Origin of the sequence: Rhodococcus sp. KBS0724, from assembly GCF_005938745.2 — a bacterium.
In the GTDB taxonomy this organism is placed as follows: domain Bacteria; phylum Actinomycetota; class Actinomycetes; order Mycobacteriales; family Mycobacteriaceae; genus Rhodococcus_F.
In genome coordinates this window covers 4,552,933-4,569,948 of record NZ_VCBX02000001.1, presented here as the reverse complement: position 1 = coordinate 4,569,948, position 17,016 = coordinate 4,552,933, and the positions used below count along the sequence as shown (strand labels likewise).

The window sequence follows — 17,016 nt, the reverse complement described above, 5'->3', positions numbered from 1 at the left end:
CGTGGGCTACCTTCCTGTGCCTTTCCGGTGGCTCGGCGCCACGTCGAGGGCGCGGAGCATCGTCGACGCTTTGACCGTTGTCTCGTCGAATTCCTCTTCTGCGTCCGACAGTGCGGTGATAGCGCCGCCGATCCCGAAGCTCACTCCGGACGACGTCGAGACAAGCGAGCGGATAACGATCGACAGATCGGCAGCGCCGCCGAGCGCAAAGTATCCGATCGAGCCGGAATACACTCCGCGAGGACCTGATTCGAGTCGGTCGATGATTTCCATCGTGCGGACTTTCGGCGCACCTGTCATCGACCCGCCGGGGAACGCCGCTCGAACGCAGTCGACCGCTGACGAATCGCCGCGCAGTTTTCCGCGCACTGTCGAGACCATCTGGTGAACGGACGAATACGATTCGATCCCGAACAACCGTGGCACGTGGACACTTCCCGGGACGCAGACCTTCGCCAGGTCGTTTCGGGTGAGATCGACGATCATCAGGTTTTCCGCGCGGTCCTTCTCGCTGTCGAGGAGGTCTTGCCGCAGTGCCGCGTCCCGCGCCCGAGTGACGCCACGCGGACGAGTGCCTTTGATCGGTTTGCTCTCGACCTTGCCGTCGGAATCGACTCGTAGGAACCGTTCCGGTGAGGCTGAGATGACGGCAATTCCGGTGAAGTCGAGCAGCGCGCTGTATGGCGTGGGGTTGATGGCGCGCAGATACTCGAACGTGCGCAGGGAGTCGATTGCCCCGTCGACAGCGGCCATATTGGTCAGGCACACCTCGTACGATTCGCCGACGTGGATCTGTTCGAGTGCGTCCTCGATCAACGACAGGTACCGAGCGCGGTCGTGACGCAAACGTGCTTGTGCCCATACAGTTTCGCTGATCAGTGGAACCGGGATTCGCTCCTCGTCAGCGGCGCCGACGGCGGCAAGAACGTCGACGGCATGCGCAAGCCAATCGTCGGGATCGTCTGCCTGCTGTGTTTCACGCACGGGGGCCTCGCGTAGTCGCAAGACATGGGTTCGGCCGGCGGTGTGATCGATGACGATCGCACGATCCGCGAAAACCATTGCCGCGTCGGGTGCGTCGGACGAGTGCGCGCGGTGGCCACCGGTTTGCGCCTTCAACTCATAACCGAGGTAGCCGACGTATCCGAGATTGAAGTCCAGCTCCGGATCTGGGGGAATGTATCGCGTCGCGAGTTGCCCCTCGAGATAGTCGAAGAACGGGACGTGGATGTGCTCGTCTGGCAATCCCTCTCGGGTCACCGTGAGAGTTCCGGCGTCGACGTCGTAGGTGATGAACTCTGCCAGCGGGCCGGACGAATCGCCCAGAATCGAGAACCTCGCGTCCGGTTCCGACGTGGCGGCTCGGTCGAGCCAATACGCGTTGGGTCCTTCCGCAAACAGTGCGGCATACGCGGCGGATGGATCCACCGCAAAATCGAGTCGAACCTTGTCGACCTGGTACGACGACGCCGGCCGCCAGATCGGCGCCTGTGGCGTCGGATCGCGGCGCATCACGGACTCGAGAGTTCGGCCGACAGACAGATCGCGGAAGTTCGTCAGCAGTTCCACCCCGAATTCGGTGCTGATCGATTCGGGATGGAACTGAACGCCCCACATCGGCTTCGTTCGATGCCGGACTCCCATGATCACGCCGTCCGACGTCCAGGCGGTGCGTACAAACGCGTCGGGAAGATTTTCGACGGTCAGTGAGTGGTAGCGGACCGCACGGAACGGGGAGGGCAGGCCGGCGAAGACTCCGGACCCGTCGTGATCGACCAGGGAAATACGGCCGTGCATGGGCTCCGGTGCCAGGACGACATCTGCGCCGAACAGTTGACACAAGCCTTGATGCCCGAGGCATACACCGAGCAGGGGGAGGGGACCTTCCTCGATGAACCTGCGACTGATCCCGAAATCGCGTTCCCGATCAGGGCGTCCCGGCCCAGGTGAGATCACCACATTGTCGAACTCGGCAAGATCGAGGGAATCCCACTCGGCGTCATTGGTTACGACGGTGGGCACGATGCCGTTGACCTTGGTCAACAGGGTAAAAAGGTTGTACGTGAACGAGTCGTAATTGTCCACGAGGAGCGTGTGGGAACTCATCTCGTTAATCCTGATCTCCGGCCGACTGATTCCCGCACATTTTCCACGTTTGCTTCGGACCCGTCGATCACCAGGTCCTCGAGCCGGCAAGTTTCAGCGATCAGCAGCTCGTAGAGCGAGCTGAAGAACTCAGGTGACAGGTCGTGCTGGCGAGCAAATTGACGCGCCCGTTCCTGAACGACATGCACCCGAGACGGCTGCATCATCGGAACGTGACTAGACCGCTTCCACTCGCCGATTTCCAGGCACAACAGGAGTCGCTCACGCACGGTCTCCAGCAGGGTGGCGTCGATGGCATCGAGTTGGCGTCTGAACTTCTCGAGGTCGTCCCCGGGGCTGCGATCGTGAGTTTCGGTACGCGCGATCTCCCTGTGCGCGCCGGTGCCGGTCGAGTGCTGGAAGTCTGCCACGGTGCCTCCTGCTGCTGCGCTCTCGGAGGCGACGCCCACCAGCGGCCGACGCGTTCAGTAGGCGCCAGCTACCGGTACCCCGACCGATCATCGCCGTTCGGGAAGGTGTTCCACCAATCCTGCGACTCGAAACCCGGATGTTCTTTGCCGTGAAAGGCCGCTTCTGGCTGTCGTGGACGAAGTCGAGGTTCGTGAATCATCCTGTTACCCAGAGGCATTAGGCCCCGTTGTTACTTCTTCGTCACCCAGGTGGTGATCTCGGCGCGGACAACTTCCTTGCCGGCGCGATCGACGATCGTGATCGGCACGACCAATTCGGTGCCGGTGGAGATGGCGTCGAAATCGGGCACGGACGAAAGTCGAGCCACGGCGCGGAGTCCGGTTTCTGCCTTGGCCAGGTACTCCACGTTCATCGATTTCGGAATCCATCGGTGGGTGCCGGGGACCGTGGCTTCGCACAACATCCCCATCGCGACCTCGGCCAGGTTGCATGCCGCAATCGCGTGGAAAGTGCCGAGATGATTGTGTACGCCCCACCACTTCGGGGCACGCACCTCGCACAGGCCAGGTTCCAATGTTGTGACGCGGGGGAGAATGGATGCGAAGTAGGGAACGCGAACCGACATGGCCAGCGAGAAGACGGCCTGCCCGAAAGTGTTGTCCGGGAGCTTCTGCCAGGCGCGATAGGTGGGAGTCGTTGTACTCGTGCTCGAAGTCATGATCCAACCTTACTTGGGAGTAAGATCGTTGTCGCCCACATCACGATCAGAACGTGAGCGCCCGGAGTTGAGTAATTCGCACGCCTACGGCATACTAGTCGGGTTGCCTTGTCTGGGACTGGGTCGTTTGCGGCCAAGAGCAGTCAAGGGTGAAGACGTCACGAACATCAAGTTGGGGTAACCCGGCGGTGATCGTGGCCAAGTAAGACGAGATGTAAAGCAAGACGGAAGCAGTACCTACTTTGTGTTCGACTTCGAACACGTCCGGTACACATCACGCGCCAGATGGTCGAAAGATCATCGGCGCAGGATGAGTGAGAGAGCGACACGCCCGACCGCGTGTACCGGAGAACAATGACAAACGAACAGCGGCAGCGGATCTGGATACGTCCCGATCGCTTAAGTGTTCGTCGTGTCATCGTCCAGGCAAGGACTGTGCAGACGAGGTAGCTCGAGCCTGACCAGGTGGGCTACGAAACGCGGCAAGAAAAGGACACTAAGCGTGGCGGGACAAAAGATCCGCATCAGGCTCAAGGCCTACGACCACGAGGCGATCGACGCGTCAGCGCGCAAGATCGTCGAGACGGTAACCCGTACGGGTGCCCGCGTCGTTGGACCTGTGCCGTTGCCGACCGAGAAGAACGTATATTGCGTCATCCGCTCGCCGCACAAGTACAAGGACTCGCGCGAGCACTTCGAGATGCGTACTCACAAGCGGCTGATCGACATTCTCGACCCGACGCCGAAGACGGTTGACGCGCTCATGCGCATCGACCTTCCGGCCAGTGTCGACGTGAACATTCAGTGACGGCGGAGACAAAAACAATGACTGATACCAAGATCAAGGGAATCCTGGGCACCAAGCTCGGCATGACCCAGGTCTTCGACGAGAACAACCGGGTTGTCCCGGTCACCGTCGTCAAGGCTGGGCCGAACGTCGTAACCCAGATTCGTACCGAAGAGCGTGACGGCTACACGGCTGTTCAGCTCGCGTTCGGCGCAATCGACCCGCGCAAGGTGAACAAGCCGGTCTCCGGCCAGTTCTCCAAGGCTGGTGTGACCCCGCGTCGCCACGTCGTCGAGCTCCGCGTTGCGGATGCCTCCGACTACGAGGTCGGCCAGGAACTCACCGCTGAGGTTTTCGAGGACGGCGCATTCGTCGACGTCACCGGAACCAGCAAGGGTAAGGGATTCGCCGGAACCATGAAGCGTCACGGCTTCAAGGGACAGGGTGCATCGCACGGTACCCAGGCCGTTCACCGTCGCCCCGGCTCCATCGGCGGCTGTGCAACTCCCGGCCGCGTGTTCAAGGGCATGCGCATGTCCGGACGCATGGGTAGCGACCGCATCACGACGCAGAACCTCTCGGTCCACAAGGTGGACGCCGAGAACGGCCTGCTGCTGATCAAGGGTGCGATCCCCGGCCGCAAGGGCGGCCTCGTGATCGTCAAGAGTGCAGTGAAGGGTGGTGCACGAGCATGACCAGCACCGAGACCAAGTTGACCCTGGACGTCAAGGTCGCCGGCGGCAAGACCAACGGCACCGTCGATCTCCCCGCTGAGATCTTCGACGCTCCGGCCAACATCGCGCTTCTGCATCAGGTTGTCGTCGCGCAGCTCGCCGCTGCTCGTCAGGGAACCCACTCCACCAAGACCCGCGGTGAAGTCCGCGGCGGTGGCAAGAAGCCGTACCGCCAGAAGGGCACCGGCCGCGCACGCCAGGGCTCGACTCGCGCACCTCAGTTCGTCGGTGGTGGAACCGTTCACGGCCCGCAGCCGCGTGACTACAGCCAGCGCACCCCCAAGAAGATGAAGGCAGCCGCTCTCCGCGGAGCCCTCTCTGACCGCGCACGCAACGAGCGCATCCACGTCATCACCGAACTGGTTGCAGGGCAGACGCCTTCGACCAAGAACGCAATCGCGTTCCTCGGCGAGATCTCGGATCGCAAGAAGCTGCTGCTCGTCGTGGGTCGCCAGGACGTAGCCGCTTGGAAGAGCGTGCAGAACCTGGAAGGCGTGCATCCCATTGCACCCGACCAGCTCAACACCTACGACGTGCTCAATGCGGATGACGTCGTGTTCAGCGTCGAGGCGCTCAACGCGTTCATCCACGGGCCCGCCGAGACCGCCCAGGAAGAGAACAAGGAGGAGGCCAAGTGACGACCATCGCTGACCCCCGCGACATCCTGCTGGCACCGGTCATCTCCGAGAAGTCCTACGGACTGATCGAGGAAGGCACCTACACCTTCCTGGTGCACCCGGACTCGAACAAGACGCAGATCAAGATTGCCGTCGAGAAGGTCTTCGGTGTCACTGTGACCAGCGTCAACACCGCCAACCGTCAGGGCAAGCGTAAGCGGACGAAGTTCGGTTACGGAAAGCGCAAGAACACCAAGCGCGCTCTCGTGACTCTCGCCGCCGACAGCAAGCCCATCGAGATCTTCGGAGGACCGGTCGCGTAAGCGCCGGGACTTGACGAGACATAGAGGACGAGAAGACTCATGGCAATCCGTAAGTACAAGCCGACAACACCGGGCCGTCGTGGCTCGAGCGTCTCGGACTTCGCCGAGATCACTCGGTCGACCCCCGAGAAGTCGCTGGTTCGCCCGCTGCACGGCCGTGGTGGCCGTAACGCACACGGTCGTATCACCACCCGTCACAAGGGCGGCGGACACAAGCGCGCCTACCGACTGATCGATTTCCGTCGCAACGACAAGGACGGAATCCCGGCCAAGGTCGCTCACATCGAGTACGACCCCAACCGCACAGCAAACATCGCACTCCTGCATTACGCAGACGGTGAGAAGCGCTACATCATCGCCCCCAAGGGCCTGGTGCAGGGTTCACCGATCGAGTCCGGTGCAGGCGCCGACATCAAGCCGGGCAACAACCTGCCGCTGCGCAACATCCCGACTGGTACCACCATCCACGGTGTGGAACTGCGTCCCGGCGGCGGAGCCAAGATGGCCCGTTCCGCAGGTGCCAGCATCCAGCTCCTCGGTAAGGAAGGCTCCTACGCAACGCTGCGTATGCCGTCCGGTGAAATCCGTCGCGTCGACGTGCGCTGCCGCGCATCCGTCGGCGAGGTCGGCAACGCCGAGCAGTCGAACATCAACTGGGGCAAGGCCGGCCGTATGCGTTGGAAGGGCAAGCGCCCGACCGTTCGTGGTGTCGTGATGAACCCGGTCGACCACCCGCATGGTGGCGGCGAGGGCAAGACCTCCGGTGGTCGCCACCCGGTCAGCCCGTGGGGTAAGCCGGAAGGCCGTACCCGCAAGAACAAGGCAAGCGACAAGATGATTGTTCGTCGCCGCCGTACCGGCAAGAACAAGCGCTAGGAGGGAGTGAAGGATGCCACGCAGCCTTAAGAAGGGCCCGTTCGTCGATGACCACCTCCTCGCGAAGGTGGATGTACAGAACGAAAAGGGAACCAAGCAGGTCATCAAGACCTGGTCCCGTCGTTCGACCATCATCCCGGACTTCATCGGCCACACGTTTGCGGTTCACGACGGCCGTAAGCATGTCCCCGTGTTCGTTTCCGACTCTATGGTCGGACACAAGCTCGGAGAGTTTGCACCGACCCGTACGTTCAAGGGTCACATCAAGGATGATCGGAAGGCGAAGAGGCGATGAGCAACACCGAAACCGCCAACCCGACTGCCAAGGCAGTAGCGCGCCACGTGCGCGTTACACCGATGAAGGCACGTCGTGTTGTGGACCTGGTCCGCGGGCGCTCGGTTGAAGACGCCCTGAACATTCTGAAGTTCGCGCCGCAGGCAGCGAGCGAGCCGGTCGCCAAGGTGATCGCCTCCGCAGCAGCCAACGCCGAGAACAACCTCGACCTCGACCCGAGCACGCTTGTCGTCGCGACGGCGTTCGTGGACGAGGGCGCGACCCTCAAGCGGTTCCAGCCGCGTGCACAGGGACGTGCGTTCCGTATTCGCAAGCGCACCAGTCACATCACCGTGATCGTGGAGAGCCTGCCGAAGTCCGGAACATCGACCCGTAATCGCCGGAAGGGAAGTGCTCAGTAGTGGGCCAGAAAATCAACCCGCACGGCTTCCGTCTCGGCATCACCACCGACTGGAAGTCTCGCTGGTACGCAGACAAGCAGTACGCGGAGTACGTCAAGGAAGACGTCGCGATCCGTAAGCTCCTCGCCACCGGCATGGAGCGCGCGGGAATCGCGAAGGTCGAGATCGAGCGCACCCGTGACCGTGTTCGCGTGGACATCCACACGGCACGTCCGGGCATCGTCATCGGCCGCCGCGGCGCCGAAGCCGATCGCATCCGCTCCGAGCTCGAGAAGCTGACCGGCAAGCAGGTTCAGCTGAACATCCTCGAGGTCAAGAACGCAGAAGCTGAAGCACAGCTCGTCGCACAGGGTGTGGCCGAGCAGCTCTCGAACCGCGTCGCTTTCCGTCGTGCAATGCGCAAGGCCATTCAGTCGGCCATGCGTCAGCCGAACGTCAAGGGAATTCGCGTTCAGTGCTCCGGTCGTCTCGGCGGCGCCGAGATGTCCCGGTCTGAGTTCTACCGCGAAGGCCGTGTGCCGCTGCACACGCTTCGTGCGGACATCGACTACGGCCTCTACGAGGCCAAGACCACCTTCGGTCGCATCGGCGTCAAGGTCTGGATCTACAAGGGCGACATCGTTGGCGGCAAGCGTGAGCTCGCAGCCAGCACCGCCGCTCCGGCCGGGGATCGCCCGCGCCGCGAGCGTCCGAGCCGTCCCCGTCGTTCCGGCGCAACCGGCACCACCGCGACTAGCACCGAGGCCGGCCGCGCAGCGACCGCAACCGCCGATGCTCCCGCTACTGATCAGAATCAGGAGGGCTGACGCATGTTGATCCCTAGGCGGGTCAAGCACCGCAAGCAGCACCACCCGAGCCGTTCGGGTGCCGCCAAGGGCGGTACCCAGGTGACATTCGGTGACTACGGCATCCAGGCTCTCGAGCCTGCCTACATCACCAACCGGCAGATCGAGTCCGCTCGTATCGCCATGACTCGGCACATCAAGCGTGGCGGCAAGATCTGGATCAACATCTTCCCGGATCGCCCCCTCACGAAGAAGCCGGCCGAAACCCGAATGGGTTCCGGTAAGGGTTCGCCCGAGTGGTGGATTGCCAACGTCAAGCCCGGACGCGTTCTGTTCGAGATGACATACCCCAACGAGGAGATCGCTCGTGAGGCACTGCGCCGCGCGATGCACAAGCTCCCGTGCAAGTGCCGGATCGTGACCAGAGAGGAGCAGTTCTGATGGCTACTGGAACCCCAGCAGCAGAGCTCCGCGAGCTCAGTGAAGACGAGCTGGTCACCCGGCTCCGCGAAGCGAAGGAAGAACTTTTCAACCTTCGTTTCCAGATGGCCACAGGCCAGATGGACAACAACCGACGACTGCGCACCGTTCGTCACGAGATCGCGCGCATCTACACCGTCCTGCGTGAGCGTGAGCTCGGACTCGCTGTGGGTCCGGATGCAGGTGACGCGGCATGAGTGAGGAAAAAGCAGTGAGCACAGAAGAGCGCGCGAGCCGTAAGGTCCGTGTCGGATACGTAGTTTCCGACAAGATGGAAAAGACGATCGTGGTCGAGCTCGAAGACCGCGTCAAGCACAAGCTCTACGGCAAGATCATCCGCCGTACGACCAAGGTGAAGGCGCATGACGAGAACGGCGTTGCCGGCGTCGGCGACCGCGTTCAGCTGATGGAAACCCGTCCGCTGTCCGCGACGAAGCACTGGCGTCTGGTCGAGGTCCTCGAAAAGGCCAAGTAAGCCTGATTGAAACCTCGAGCTGATCGAGAACCACCGAATGGCCCGCTTCCCCTTGGGGGAGTGGGCCATTCGGCTTTTGGTGCGAAAGGGCTGCAATGGGCAAGGTGGCCGCTGATTTGGTAATCGGAGTGCGGTTCCCTACAATAGAACGGTTGCCTGTGGCAGAGGTGTGTCTTCACGTGCGCAGCTCGACCGGTGCTTGCAGTGATCGTCTTGCCGATGAATTTCGGTGAGGCAGCAGCTCAGACACGACGCAGGTGGCAACAATGACCGCGCGCACCGGGTCGGTAATCCGTTGCGCACGAAATTCCAGGTCTAGGGAGATCAAGTGATTCAGCAGGAGTCGCGAGTTCGCGTCGCTGATAACACGGGTGCCAAGGAAATCCTTTGCATTCGCGTTCTCGGCGGTTCGTCACGTCGCTACGCCGGGATCGGTGACGTCATCGTCGCCACCGTCAAGGACGCAATCCCCGGTGGAAACATCAAGAAGGGTGAGGTCGTCAAGGCCGTCATCGTTCGCACGACCAAGGAGCGCCGTCGTCCGGACGGTTCTTACATCAAGTTCGACGAGAACGCAGCAGTGCTCATCAAGGCTGACAGCGATCCCCGTGGAACCCGCATCTTCGGACCCGTCGGCCGTGAGCTGCGCGAGAAGAAGTTCATGAAGATCGTTTCGCTCGCCCCGGAGGTGCTGTGATGAAGGTGCACAAGGGTGACACCGTTCTGGTCATCGCCGGCAAGGACAAGGGCGCGAAGGGCAAGGTCATTCAGGCTTTCCCCGCGACCGACAAGGTCCTCGTCGAAGGCGTGAACCGAATCAAGAAGCACACCGCGGTTTCCGCGAACGAGCGCGGAGCATCCTCCGGCGGCATCGTCACGCAGGAAGCTCCGATCCACGTATCCAACGTTGCAGTCGTCGACTCGGACGGAAACCCCACTCGCGTGGGCTACCGCACCGATGAAGAAACCGGCAAGCGCGTACGGGTTTCCCGGAAGAACGGGAAGGACATCTGACATGACCTCCACCGAAAACAAGGTCCAGCCGCGCCTCAAGGCACGCTACCGCGCTGAGATCAAGGACGCGCTCAACAGCGAGTTCGACTACGCCAACGTCATGCAGATCCCCGGTGTTGTCAAGGTTGTCGTCAACATGGGCGTCGGCGACGCTGCCCGTGACGCCAAGCTGATCAACGGCGCTGTCCACGACTTGTCTCTCATCACGGGCCAGAAGCCCGAGATCCGTAAGGCACGTAAGTCCATCGCGCAGTTCAAGCTTCGCGAAGGCATGCCCATCGGCGCACGCGTCACCCTCCGTGGCGACCGTATGTGGGAGTTCCTGGACCGCCTCGTGTCTGTCGCACTGCCCCGTATCCGCGACTTCCGCGGCCTCTCGGGCAACCAGTTCGACGGCAACGGCAACTACACGTTCGGCCTCAACGAGCAGTCGATGTTCCATGAGATCGACGTGGACAAGATCGATCGCCCCCGCGGTATGGACATCACCGTCGTGACCACCGCAACCAACAACGAAGAAGGCCGTGCACTGCTCAAGCACCTCGGCTTCCCGTTCAAGGAGAACTGAGCGCATGGCTAAGAAGGCATTGGTCAACAAGGCCAACAAGAAGCCCAAGTTCGCGGTTCGCGCCTACACCCGCTGCCAGCGCTGCGGTCGCCCGCACGCTGTGTTCCGCAAGTTCGGCCTGTGCCGAATCTGCTTGCGCGAGATGGCACACGCCGGCGAGCTTCCCGGAGTTCGCAAGAGCTCCTGGTGATCTGAGACCTTCGGGTCTTGTCACCACACGCTTGTGAATGGGCGTGGGTTCCTTCGGGAACCCACGCCCATTCGGCATTTGTCGGGTATTTCCCAGACATCGGGGACACCCTGGTTGGACAGGGCGAGCAATGTTCCCTACACTAGACCGGTTGCCGTGGCTGACGCATGCGTTCAGCTCGGTGCGGTAACTTACGCCGTCTGACATAAGTCGGACGGCCCAGCCGAATTGCTGGAGGCCCACGACCGGACTTTGTCCGGTGTTGCATGGGAACCACAGCGAGAAAGGTGTCGAGGTCGACCTATGACCATGACTGACCCCATCGCAGACTTCTTGACGCGTCTGCGCAACGCCAACACGGCGTACCACGATGAGGTGAAGCTTCCCCACTCGAAGATCAAGGCGAACATTGCCGAGATCCTCAAGCGCGAGGGCTACATCTCCGACTTCCGTACCGAAGACGCAGAGGTTGGCAAGACCCTCATCGTCGATCTGAAGTACGGCCCCAGCCGCGAGCGTAGCCTCGCCGGCGTGCGTCGCGTTTCCAAGCCCGGTCTCCGGGTTTACGCGAAGTCCACCAACCTGCCCAAGGTCCTCGGAGGCCTCGGCGTGGCGATCATCTCCACGTCGTCCGGTCTGCTCACCGATCGCCAGGCGGCCAATCAAGGAGTAGGCGGGGAAGTCCTCGCCTACGTCTGGTAGAGGGAGGCCACCACAATGTCGCGTATTGGAAAGATTCCGGTCAACGTCCCAGCGGGCGTCGACGTTACGATCGCCGGCCAGGACGTCACGGTCAAGGGGCCCAAGGGCACCCTGGCACTGACGATCGCCGAGCCCATCGAGATCGCCAAGGCTGAGGACGGCTCCCTGAGCGTCACTCGCCCCGATGACGAGCGTCGCAGCCGTGCGCTGCACGGTCTGTCGCGGACCTTGGTTGCGAACATCATCACCGGTGTTACCGAGGGTTACACCAAGAAGATGGAAATCCACGGTGTCGGTTACCGTGTGGCACTGAAGGGCAAGGACCTCGAGTTCGCGCTCGGCTTCAGCCACCCGGTGCCGATCGAGGCTCCCGAAGGCATCACCTTCGTCGTCGAGTCGCCCACCCGGTTCTCGGTGTCCGGCATCGACAAGCAGAAGGTCGGGCAGATCTCGGCCAACATCCGTCGTCTCCGTCGTCCGGACCCGTACAAGGGTAAGGGCGTGCGTTACGAGGGTGAGCAGATCCGCCGCAAGGTCGGAAAGACGGGTAAGTGATATGAGCCAGACTGCAAACCAGAAAGCCAAGCGGATTCCGCTGGGCAAGGATGCGTCCACGAAGCGTCGTCTCTCGAAGACACGTCGTCACTTCCGTCTCCGCAAGAAGGTCTCCGGCACGCCCGAGCGTCCCCGCTTGGTCGTCAACCGGTCCTCACGCCACATCCACGTCCAGCTCGTGGACGACCTGGCAGGCCACACTCTGGCTTCCGCGTCGACCATCGAAGCCGACGTGCGCGTGGCCGAAGGCGACAAGAAGGCTGCGAGCGCGAAGGTCGGTCAGCTGATCGCCGAGCGCGCGAAGGCTGCCGGCGTGGAAGCAGTGGTCTTCGACCACGGCGGACACGGCTACCACGGTCGTATCGCGGCCTTGGCAGACGCAGCTCGCGAAGGCGGGTTGAAGTTCTGATGACCAACATTTTCAACGGAAGGACAGCCTGATGCCGGGACGTCAAAGGCGTGACGGCGGAAGCGGACCCGCCGGACAGAATGGCCCCAACAGCGGCGACAACAGCAACGCTCGTGGGGACAACCGTGGTGGCGGCCGTGACCGTCGCGACGGTGGCCGTGGCGGAAACGCTGCGGAGAAGTCACAGTTCATCGAGCGCGTTGTCACGATCAACCGCGTCTCCAAGGTCGTCAAGGGTGGTCGTCGCTTCAGCTTCACCGCCCTCGTGATCGTCGGAGACGGCAACGGACTGGTCGGCGTCGGCTACGGAAAGGCCAAGGAAGTTCCCGCGGCCATCCAGAAGGGTGTCGAGGAGGCTCGCAAGAGCTTCTTCCGCGTCCCGATGATCGGCAACACCATCACTCACCCCGTTCAGGGTGAGGCTGCTGCCGGCATCGTCATGCTTCGCCCGGCAAGCCCCGGTACCGGTGTTATCGCCGGTGGCGCGGTGCGTGCCGTGCTGGAGTGCGCTGGTATCGCGGACATCCTGTCGAAGTCGCTCGGTAGCGACAACGCCATCAACGTCGTGCACGCGACCGTTGCTGCGCTCAAGGGTCTGCAGCGTCCCGAGGAAGTTGCGGCTCGCCGCGGCCTCACCCTCGAAGAGGTTGCACCCGCCGGCATGCTGCGCGCTCGCGCACAGGCTGCTGGGAGTGTGAAGTAATGGCAGATCTCAAGGTCACTCAGATCAAGAGCATCATCGGGACCAAGCAGAACCAGAAGGATTCTCTGCGCACGCTCGGTCTCAAGGGCATCCGTCAGACCGTTGTTCGTGAGGACAACGCACAGAACCGCGGTCTGATCAACGTGGTGCGCCACCTCGTAACAGTTGAGGAGGTCTAACCATGACCATCAAACTGCACCACCTGCGCCCCGCTCCCGGATCCAAGTCCAACAAGATTCGTGTTGGACGCGGCGAGGGCGGCAAGCGTGGTAAGACCGCAGGTCGCGGTACCAAGGGCACCAAGGCACGTAACACCGTGCGCGTGGGCTTCGAGGGTGGACAGATGCCGCTTCACATGCGTCTGCCCAAGCTCAAGGGCTTCAAGAACCCCTTCCGCACCGAGTACCAGGTCGTCAATGTCGGCGACATCGCCCGTCTGTTCCCCGAAGGTGGAGCAATCACGGTCGAGGATCTCGTTGCCAAGGGCGCAGTCCGCAAGAACCAGCTCGTCAAGGTTCTGGGCGACGGCGAACTGACTGTTGCCGTTCAGGTGACCGTCGACAAGTTCACCGGCTCCGCCAAGGAAAAGATTGCTGCTGCCGGTGGTTCCGCCACCGAGCTGTGAGTAATCACGCGTAGCTAGTCCGATGGCCGCAGCGCAGCATTTGCTGTGCTGCGGCCATCGGCGTCTGTGCGGTTCGTCCCGAAAGTGTGGCCCCGTCGACGGGGTAAGGCACACTGGTTGTATCTTCGGCTTACCCGAATTTCGTGGTCGGCTCGTATAGCTCCCATAAGTTGACTGTTAGAGTTCTGAAGTTCGGCAGGTCAAAAGATCTGCCCCCAACCGTCGTGCCAGGAGGATCTTTGCTTTCCGCCTTCGTTTCGGCCCTCAGGACACCCGACCTGAGGCGGAAGATCCTTTTCACCCTCGGCCTGGTAGCCCTTTACCGGGTCGGCGCAGTGCTTCCGTCACCTGGTATGGACTACGCCCGGGTGCGTGAGTGCATCGATATCGCCAACTCCGGCGACTCCGCCGGTATCTACTCGCTGATCAACCTGTTCTCCGGCGGAGCGCTCCTACAGCTGTCGGTGTTCGCGATCGGCATCATGCCGTACATCACCGCCAGCATCATCGTTCAGTTGCTGACCGTCGTCATCCCGAAGTTCGAGGAACTTCGCAAGGAAGGCCAGTCCGGCCAGGCCAAGATGACGCAGTACACGCGCTATCTCTCCATCGCTCTGGCTGTGCTTCAGTCGACGGGCATCGTTGCGCTCGCAGCTAGGGGACAGCTACTGCAGGGCTGTGACGACATCATCGCCGACAAGTCGATCTTCGGCTTGATCATCCTGGTGCTGGTCATGACTGCCGGCGCTGCACTCGTCATGTGGTTCGGTGAGCTCATCACCGAGCGCGGTGTCGGTAACGGTATGTCGCTCCTCATCTTCGCCGGTATCGCCTCGCGTATCCCGAGCGAAGGCAAGTCGATTCTCGACAGCCGCGGTCCACTGGTCTTCGCTCTGGTCTGCGTCGCGGCACTCCTGATCATTGCCGGCGTCGTTTTCGTCGAGCAGGGCCAGCGTCGAATCCCCGTGCAGTACGCCAAGCGCATGGTGGGACGCAAGATGTACGGCGGTTCGTCGACGTACCTGCCGCTCAAGGTGAACCAGGCCGGTGTCATCCCGGTGATCTTCGCGTCGTCGCTGCTGTACCTCCCCAACCTGATTGCGCAGCTCACGTCGGCCAGCACTGCGGTCGAACCCAGTTGGTGGCAGCGCATCATCAACACCTACTTGGTCAATCCCGCCAACCCGGTGTACATCCTGATCTACTTCGGTCTTATCGTGTTCTTCACGTACTTCTACGTCGCGATCACCTTCAATCCAGAAGAGCGCGCCGACGAGATGAAGAAGTTCGGTGGATTCATTCCAGGTATCCGTCCCGGTCAGCCGACCGCGGACTATCTCAACTACGTGCTGAGTCGCATCACCCTTCCGGGTGCGATCTACCTTGGCACCATTGCTGTTCTGCCCAATCTGTTCCTCGACATCGGGAATGGCGGCGGCGCGCAGAACCTGCCGTTCGGTGGCACCGCGGTGCTGATCATGGTCAGCGTCGGCCTGGACACCGTGAAGCAGATCGAGAGTCAGCTAATGCAGCGCAACTATGAAGGGTTCCTCAAGTGAGACTTGTCCTCCTTGGTCCTCCCGGTGCCGGCAAGGGCACCCAGGCCGCGATCCTGTCCGAGAAGTTCGGCGTTCCCCATATCTCGACGGGTGACCTCTTCCGAGCCAATATCGGCCAGTCCACCCCGCTCGGTGTGGAAGCGAAGAAGTTCATCGACGCCGGTGAGCTTGTTCCCAGCTCGATCACCAACGACATGGTGAAGGCACGCATCGCCGAGCCGGATGCCGCCAACGGATTCCTGCTCGACGGATTCCCGCGTTCGGTGGATCAGGCAGAGGCCCTCGAAGGCATCCTGAAGGATCTCGATACGAAGCTCGACGGCGTCCTCTCCTTCGTCGTCGACGAAGACATCGTGGTGGAGCGGATGCTTGCCCGCGGCCGTGCAGACGACACCGAGGACGTTATCCGCAACCGCCTCCGGGTCTACCGCGACGAGACGTCGCCGCTGTTCGACTACTACAAGGACAGCATCGTCTCCGTCGACGCGATCGGCGAGGTCGAAGAAGTCAACGCTCGCGCCCTGGCAGCGCTGGGTAAGTAATGGTTTTCGGGCGTAAACGCAAGGTTGTTCCGTTCCGCTCCGCGGGTGAACTCGACGCAATGGCTGCGGCCGGCGCAATCGTGGGATCGGCGTTGGTGGCGGTACGCGCTGCGGCAAAGCCCGGTGTCAGCACCCTGGAGTTGGATGCGGTTGCCGAGTCTGTCATCCGCGATGCCGGAGCGGTGCCGTCATTCCTCGGTTACAACGGTTTCACCGGTTCGATCTGTTCTTCGGTCAACGACCGGGTTGTTCACGGGATCCCGTCGGCGCAGGACATCCTCGCCGAGGGGGACCTGGTGTCCATCGACTGCGGCGCGATCCTCGACGGTTGGCACGGAGACTCCGCGTGGACGTTCGGCGTCGGCGAGATCAGTGCAGCCGATCGAGACCTGAGTGAAGCGACTCGGTTGTCGATGGAAGCCGGCATTGCGGCGATGATCGCTGGCAACCGTCTGACGGACGTGTCGCATGCCATCGAGGTCGGCACCCACGCTGCCGAGAAGCTACACGGCCGTTCATACGGAATCGTCGACGGCTACGGCGGTCACGGTATCGGTCGTGAGATGCACATGGATCCGTTCTTGGCCAACGAAGGTGCCCCGGGCAAGGGGCCCGAGTTGGTGATCGGGTCGTGCTTGGCGATCGAACCGATGTTGACCCTGGGGACCACGGATACCGTGATTCTCGAAGACGACTGGACTGTGGTGACCACAGACGGTTCGCGTGCTGCTCATTGGGAGCACACGGTTGCCGTCACGGCGGACGGCCCACGAATTCTGACGTTGCGGCCGGAGTAGTTCTTCTGCTCCAGTGCTCGACAAGTGTTGACGGCGAGAGTGATTCGCTGTTCGAGAAGTCCCGATCCCACCTGGGTCGGGACTTTTTCGTTCGCCGTTTGGGTGGCCGTCGATGCATGGATTGCCGCCGAGATGCGGTGTCCGGGGGGAGGTGCATTTGGCCTGGTCGTTCTCTTCGCGTAGCATAGCTAGGCGGTGCGCCATGCGTGTCGACAGCTTGTGTGTGAAGGACTGCCGCTACGGGGAACAACGCACCGAGTCGATGTAAAAATCATGTCGATGAAGAAACCATTGCGTGCCAATGTAACGGAAGCCGATGCACGAAGCATGCCAAACCAAACGGA

At 61.9% G+C, this 17,016-nt stretch carries 27 protein-coding genes; 24 read left to right on the top strand and 3 right to left on the bottom strand.

Annotation, left to right across the window (positions count from 1 at the left end):
• Positions 1 to 6 precede the first annotated feature (6 nt).
• From pabB to FFI94_RS21150, 3 genes are all read right to left on the bottom strand, one after another.
• Positions 7 to 2,106 (bottom strand): aminodeoxychorismate synthase component I, encoded by a 2,100-nt coding sequence (gene pabB / locus FFI94_RS21160; RefSeq protein ID WP_138869536.1) that lies wholly within the window; start codon positions 2,104 to 2,106, stop codon positions 7 to 9.
• Entirely contained in the window at positions 2,103 to 2,516 is a 414-nt protein-coding gene (locus FFI94_RS21155) for a chorismate mutase family protein (protein ID WP_260684227.1), read from the bottom strand. Before FFI94_RS21155 ends, pabB begins: the two co-directional genes overlap by 4 nt.
• Positions 2,517 to 2,746: 230 nt before the next feature.
• Positions 2,747 to 3,235 carry a hotdog fold domain-containing protein gene (locus tag FFI94_RS21150; RefSeq protein WP_138869534.1) on the bottom strand — a complete coding sequence of 163 codons (489 nt, stop codon included), beginning with the start codon at positions 3,233 to 3,235 and terminating at the stop codon, positions 2,747 to 2,749.
• A gap of 502 nt (positions 3,236 to 3,737) precedes the next feature.
• Between FFI94_RS21150 and rpsJ the strand changes: the two genes are divergently transcribed.
• The 24 genes from rpsJ (at position 3,738) to map (ending at position 16,672) form a co-directional block, all read left to right on the top strand.
• Positions 3,738 to 4,043 (top strand): 30S ribosomal protein S10, encoded by a 306-nt coding sequence (rpsJ, locus tag FFI94_RS21145; RefSeq protein ID WP_003938093.1) that lies wholly within the window; start codon positions 3,738 to 3,740, stop codon positions 4,041 to 4,043.
• A gap of 17 nt (positions 4,044 to 4,060) precedes the next feature.
• A complete protein-coding gene (gene rplC / locus FFI94_RS21140) occupies positions 4,061 to 4,717 on the top strand; it encodes a 50S ribosomal protein L3 (RefSeq protein ID WP_138869533.1) in 657 nt (218 codons plus the stop codon).
• A complete protein-coding gene (rplD, locus tag FFI94_RS21135; protein WP_033231380.1) occupies positions 4,714 to 5,394 on the top strand; it encodes a 50S ribosomal protein L4 in 681 nt (226 codons plus the stop codon). The genes rplC and rplD overlap by 4 nt, the downstream gene beginning before the upstream one ends.
• Positions 5,391 to 5,696 carry a 50S ribosomal protein L23 gene (gene rplW, locus FFI94_RS21130; RefSeq protein WP_033231379.1) on the top strand — a complete coding sequence of 102 codons (306 nt, stop codon included), beginning with the start codon at positions 5,391 to 5,393 and terminating at the stop codon, positions 5,694 to 5,696. The genes rplD and rplW overlap by 4 nt, the downstream gene beginning before the upstream one ends.
• A gap of 39 nt (positions 5,697 to 5,735) precedes the next feature.
• The gene (gene rplB / locus FFI94_RS21125) at positions 5,736 to 6,572 is read left to right on the top strand and encodes a 50S ribosomal protein L2 (RefSeq protein ID WP_033231378.1); all 837 of its coding nucleotides are present in this window, start codon (positions 5,736 to 5,738) and stop codon (positions 6,570 to 6,572) included.
• Positions 6,573 to 6,585: 13 nt separating this feature from the next.
• The gene (gene rpsS, locus FFI94_RS21120; protein ID WP_003940820.1) at positions 6,586 to 6,867 is read left to right on the top strand and encodes a 30S ribosomal protein S19; all 282 of its coding nucleotides are present in this window, start codon (positions 6,586 to 6,588) and stop codon (positions 6,865 to 6,867) included.
• A complete protein-coding gene (rplV, locus tag FFI94_RS21115) occupies positions 6,864 to 7,268 on the top strand; it encodes a 50S ribosomal protein L22 (protein ID WP_033231377.1) in 405 nt (134 codons plus the stop codon). Before rpsS ends, rplV begins: the two co-directional genes overlap by 4 nt.
• Positions 7,268 to 8,074: a 30S ribosomal protein S3 gene (gene rpsC, locus FFI94_RS21110; protein ID WP_138869532.1), complete on the top strand. Its 807-nt coding sequence runs from the start codon at positions 7,268 to 7,270 to the stop codon at positions 8,072 to 8,074. Before rplV ends, rpsC begins: the two co-directional genes overlap by 1 nt.
• A gap of 3 nt (positions 8,075 to 8,077) precedes the next feature.
• Positions 8,078 to 8,494 carry a 50S ribosomal protein L16 gene (gene rplP, locus FFI94_RS21105; protein WP_003940899.1) on the top strand — a complete coding sequence of 139 codons (417 nt, stop codon included), beginning with the start codon at positions 8,078 to 8,080 and terminating at the stop codon, positions 8,492 to 8,494.
• Positions 8,494 to 8,730 carry a 50S ribosomal protein L29 gene (rpmC, locus tag FFI94_RS21100; RefSeq protein ID WP_033231375.1) on the top strand — a complete coding sequence of 79 codons (237 nt, stop codon included), beginning with the start codon at positions 8,494 to 8,496 and terminating at the stop codon, positions 8,728 to 8,730. The genes rplP and rpmC overlap by 1 nt, the downstream gene beginning before the upstream one ends.
• Positions 8,727 to 9,008, top strand: a complete 282-nt coding sequence (gene rpsQ, locus FFI94_RS21095; RefSeq protein WP_003941020.1) for a 30S ribosomal protein S17 — start codon at positions 8,727 to 8,729, stop codon at positions 9,006 to 9,008. Before rpmC ends, rpsQ begins: the two co-directional genes overlap by 4 nt.
• Before the next feature lie 328 nt (positions 9,009 to 9,336).
• A complete protein-coding gene (rplN, locus tag FFI94_RS21090) occupies positions 9,337 to 9,705 on the top strand; it encodes a 50S ribosomal protein L14 (protein WP_003940951.1) in 369 nt (122 codons plus the stop codon).
• Positions 9,705 to 10,022, top strand: a complete 318-nt coding sequence (gene rplX, locus FFI94_RS21085) for a 50S ribosomal protein L24 (protein WP_033231374.1) — start codon at positions 9,705 to 9,707, stop codon at positions 10,020 to 10,022. Before rplN ends, rplX begins: the two co-directional genes overlap by 1 nt.
• 1 nt (position 10,023) lies before the next feature.
• The gene (gene rplE / locus FFI94_RS21080) at positions 10,024 to 10,590 is read left to right on the top strand and encodes a 50S ribosomal protein L5 (RefSeq protein WP_033231373.1); all 567 of its coding nucleotides are present in this window, start codon (positions 10,024 to 10,026) and stop codon (positions 10,588 to 10,590) included.
• A 4-nt stretch (positions 10,591 to 10,594) separates the two neighbouring features.
• Positions 10,595 to 10,780 carry a type Z 30S ribosomal protein S14 gene (locus FFI94_RS21075; protein ID WP_033231372.1) on the top strand — a complete coding sequence of 62 codons (186 nt, stop codon included), beginning with the start codon at positions 10,595 to 10,597 and terminating at the stop codon, positions 10,778 to 10,780.
• Between the two features lie 303 nt (positions 10,781 to 11,083).
• The gene (gene rpsH / locus FFI94_RS21070) at positions 11,084 to 11,482 is read left to right on the top strand and encodes a 30S ribosomal protein S8 (protein WP_003940873.1); all 399 of its coding nucleotides are present in this window, start codon (positions 11,084 to 11,086) and stop codon (positions 11,480 to 11,482) included.
• Positions 11,483 to 11,497: 15 nt separating this feature from the next.
• Positions 11,498 to 12,037, top strand: coding sequence for a 50S ribosomal protein L6 (gene rplF / locus FFI94_RS21065; protein ID WP_033231370.1), 540 nt, complete (start codon positions 11,498 to 11,500; stop codon positions 12,035 to 12,037).
• A gap of 1 nt (position 12,038) precedes the next feature.
• Entirely contained in the window at positions 12,039 to 12,446 is a 408-nt protein-coding gene (gene rplR, locus FFI94_RS21060; protein ID WP_003940996.1) for a 50S ribosomal protein L18, read from the top strand.
• A gap of 31 nt (positions 12,447 to 12,477) precedes the next feature.
• Positions 12,478 to 13,149: a 30S ribosomal protein S5 gene (gene rpsE, locus FFI94_RS21055; RefSeq protein ID WP_033231368.1), complete on the top strand. Its 672-nt coding sequence runs from the start codon at positions 12,478 to 12,480 to the stop codon at positions 13,147 to 13,149.
• The gene (rpmD, locus tag FFI94_RS21050) at positions 13,149 to 13,328 is read left to right on the top strand and encodes a 50S ribosomal protein L30 (RefSeq protein WP_003940751.1); all 180 of its coding nucleotides are present in this window, start codon (positions 13,149 to 13,151) and stop codon (positions 13,326 to 13,328) included. Before rpsE ends, rpmD begins: the two co-directional genes overlap by 1 nt.
• A 2-nt stretch (positions 13,329 to 13,330) precedes the next feature.
• On the top strand, positions 13,331 to 13,774 hold the full coding sequence (gene rplO, locus FFI94_RS21045; RefSeq protein ID WP_138869531.1) for a 50S ribosomal protein L15: 444 nt from the start codon (positions 13,331 to 13,333) through the stop codon (positions 13,772 to 13,774).
• Positions 13,775 to 14,013: 239 nt separating this feature from the next.
• Positions 14,014 to 15,333: a preprotein translocase subunit SecY gene (gene secY, locus FFI94_RS21040; RefSeq protein WP_138869530.1), complete on the top strand. Its 1,320-nt coding sequence runs from the start codon at positions 14,014 to 14,016 to the stop codon at positions 15,331 to 15,333.
• On the top strand, positions 15,330 to 15,875 hold the full coding sequence (locus FFI94_RS21035) for an adenylate kinase (RefSeq protein WP_138869529.1): 546 nt from the start codon (positions 15,330 to 15,332) through the stop codon (positions 15,873 to 15,875). The genes secY and FFI94_RS21035 overlap by 4 nt, the downstream gene beginning before the upstream one ends.
• Positions 15,875 to 16,672: a type I methionyl aminopeptidase gene (map, locus tag FFI94_RS21030; protein WP_138869528.1), complete on the top strand. Its 798-nt coding sequence runs from the start codon at positions 15,875 to 15,877 to the stop codon at positions 16,670 to 16,672. Before FFI94_RS21035 ends, map begins: the two co-directional genes overlap by 1 nt.
• Positions 16,673 to 17,016 lie beyond the last annotated feature (344 nt).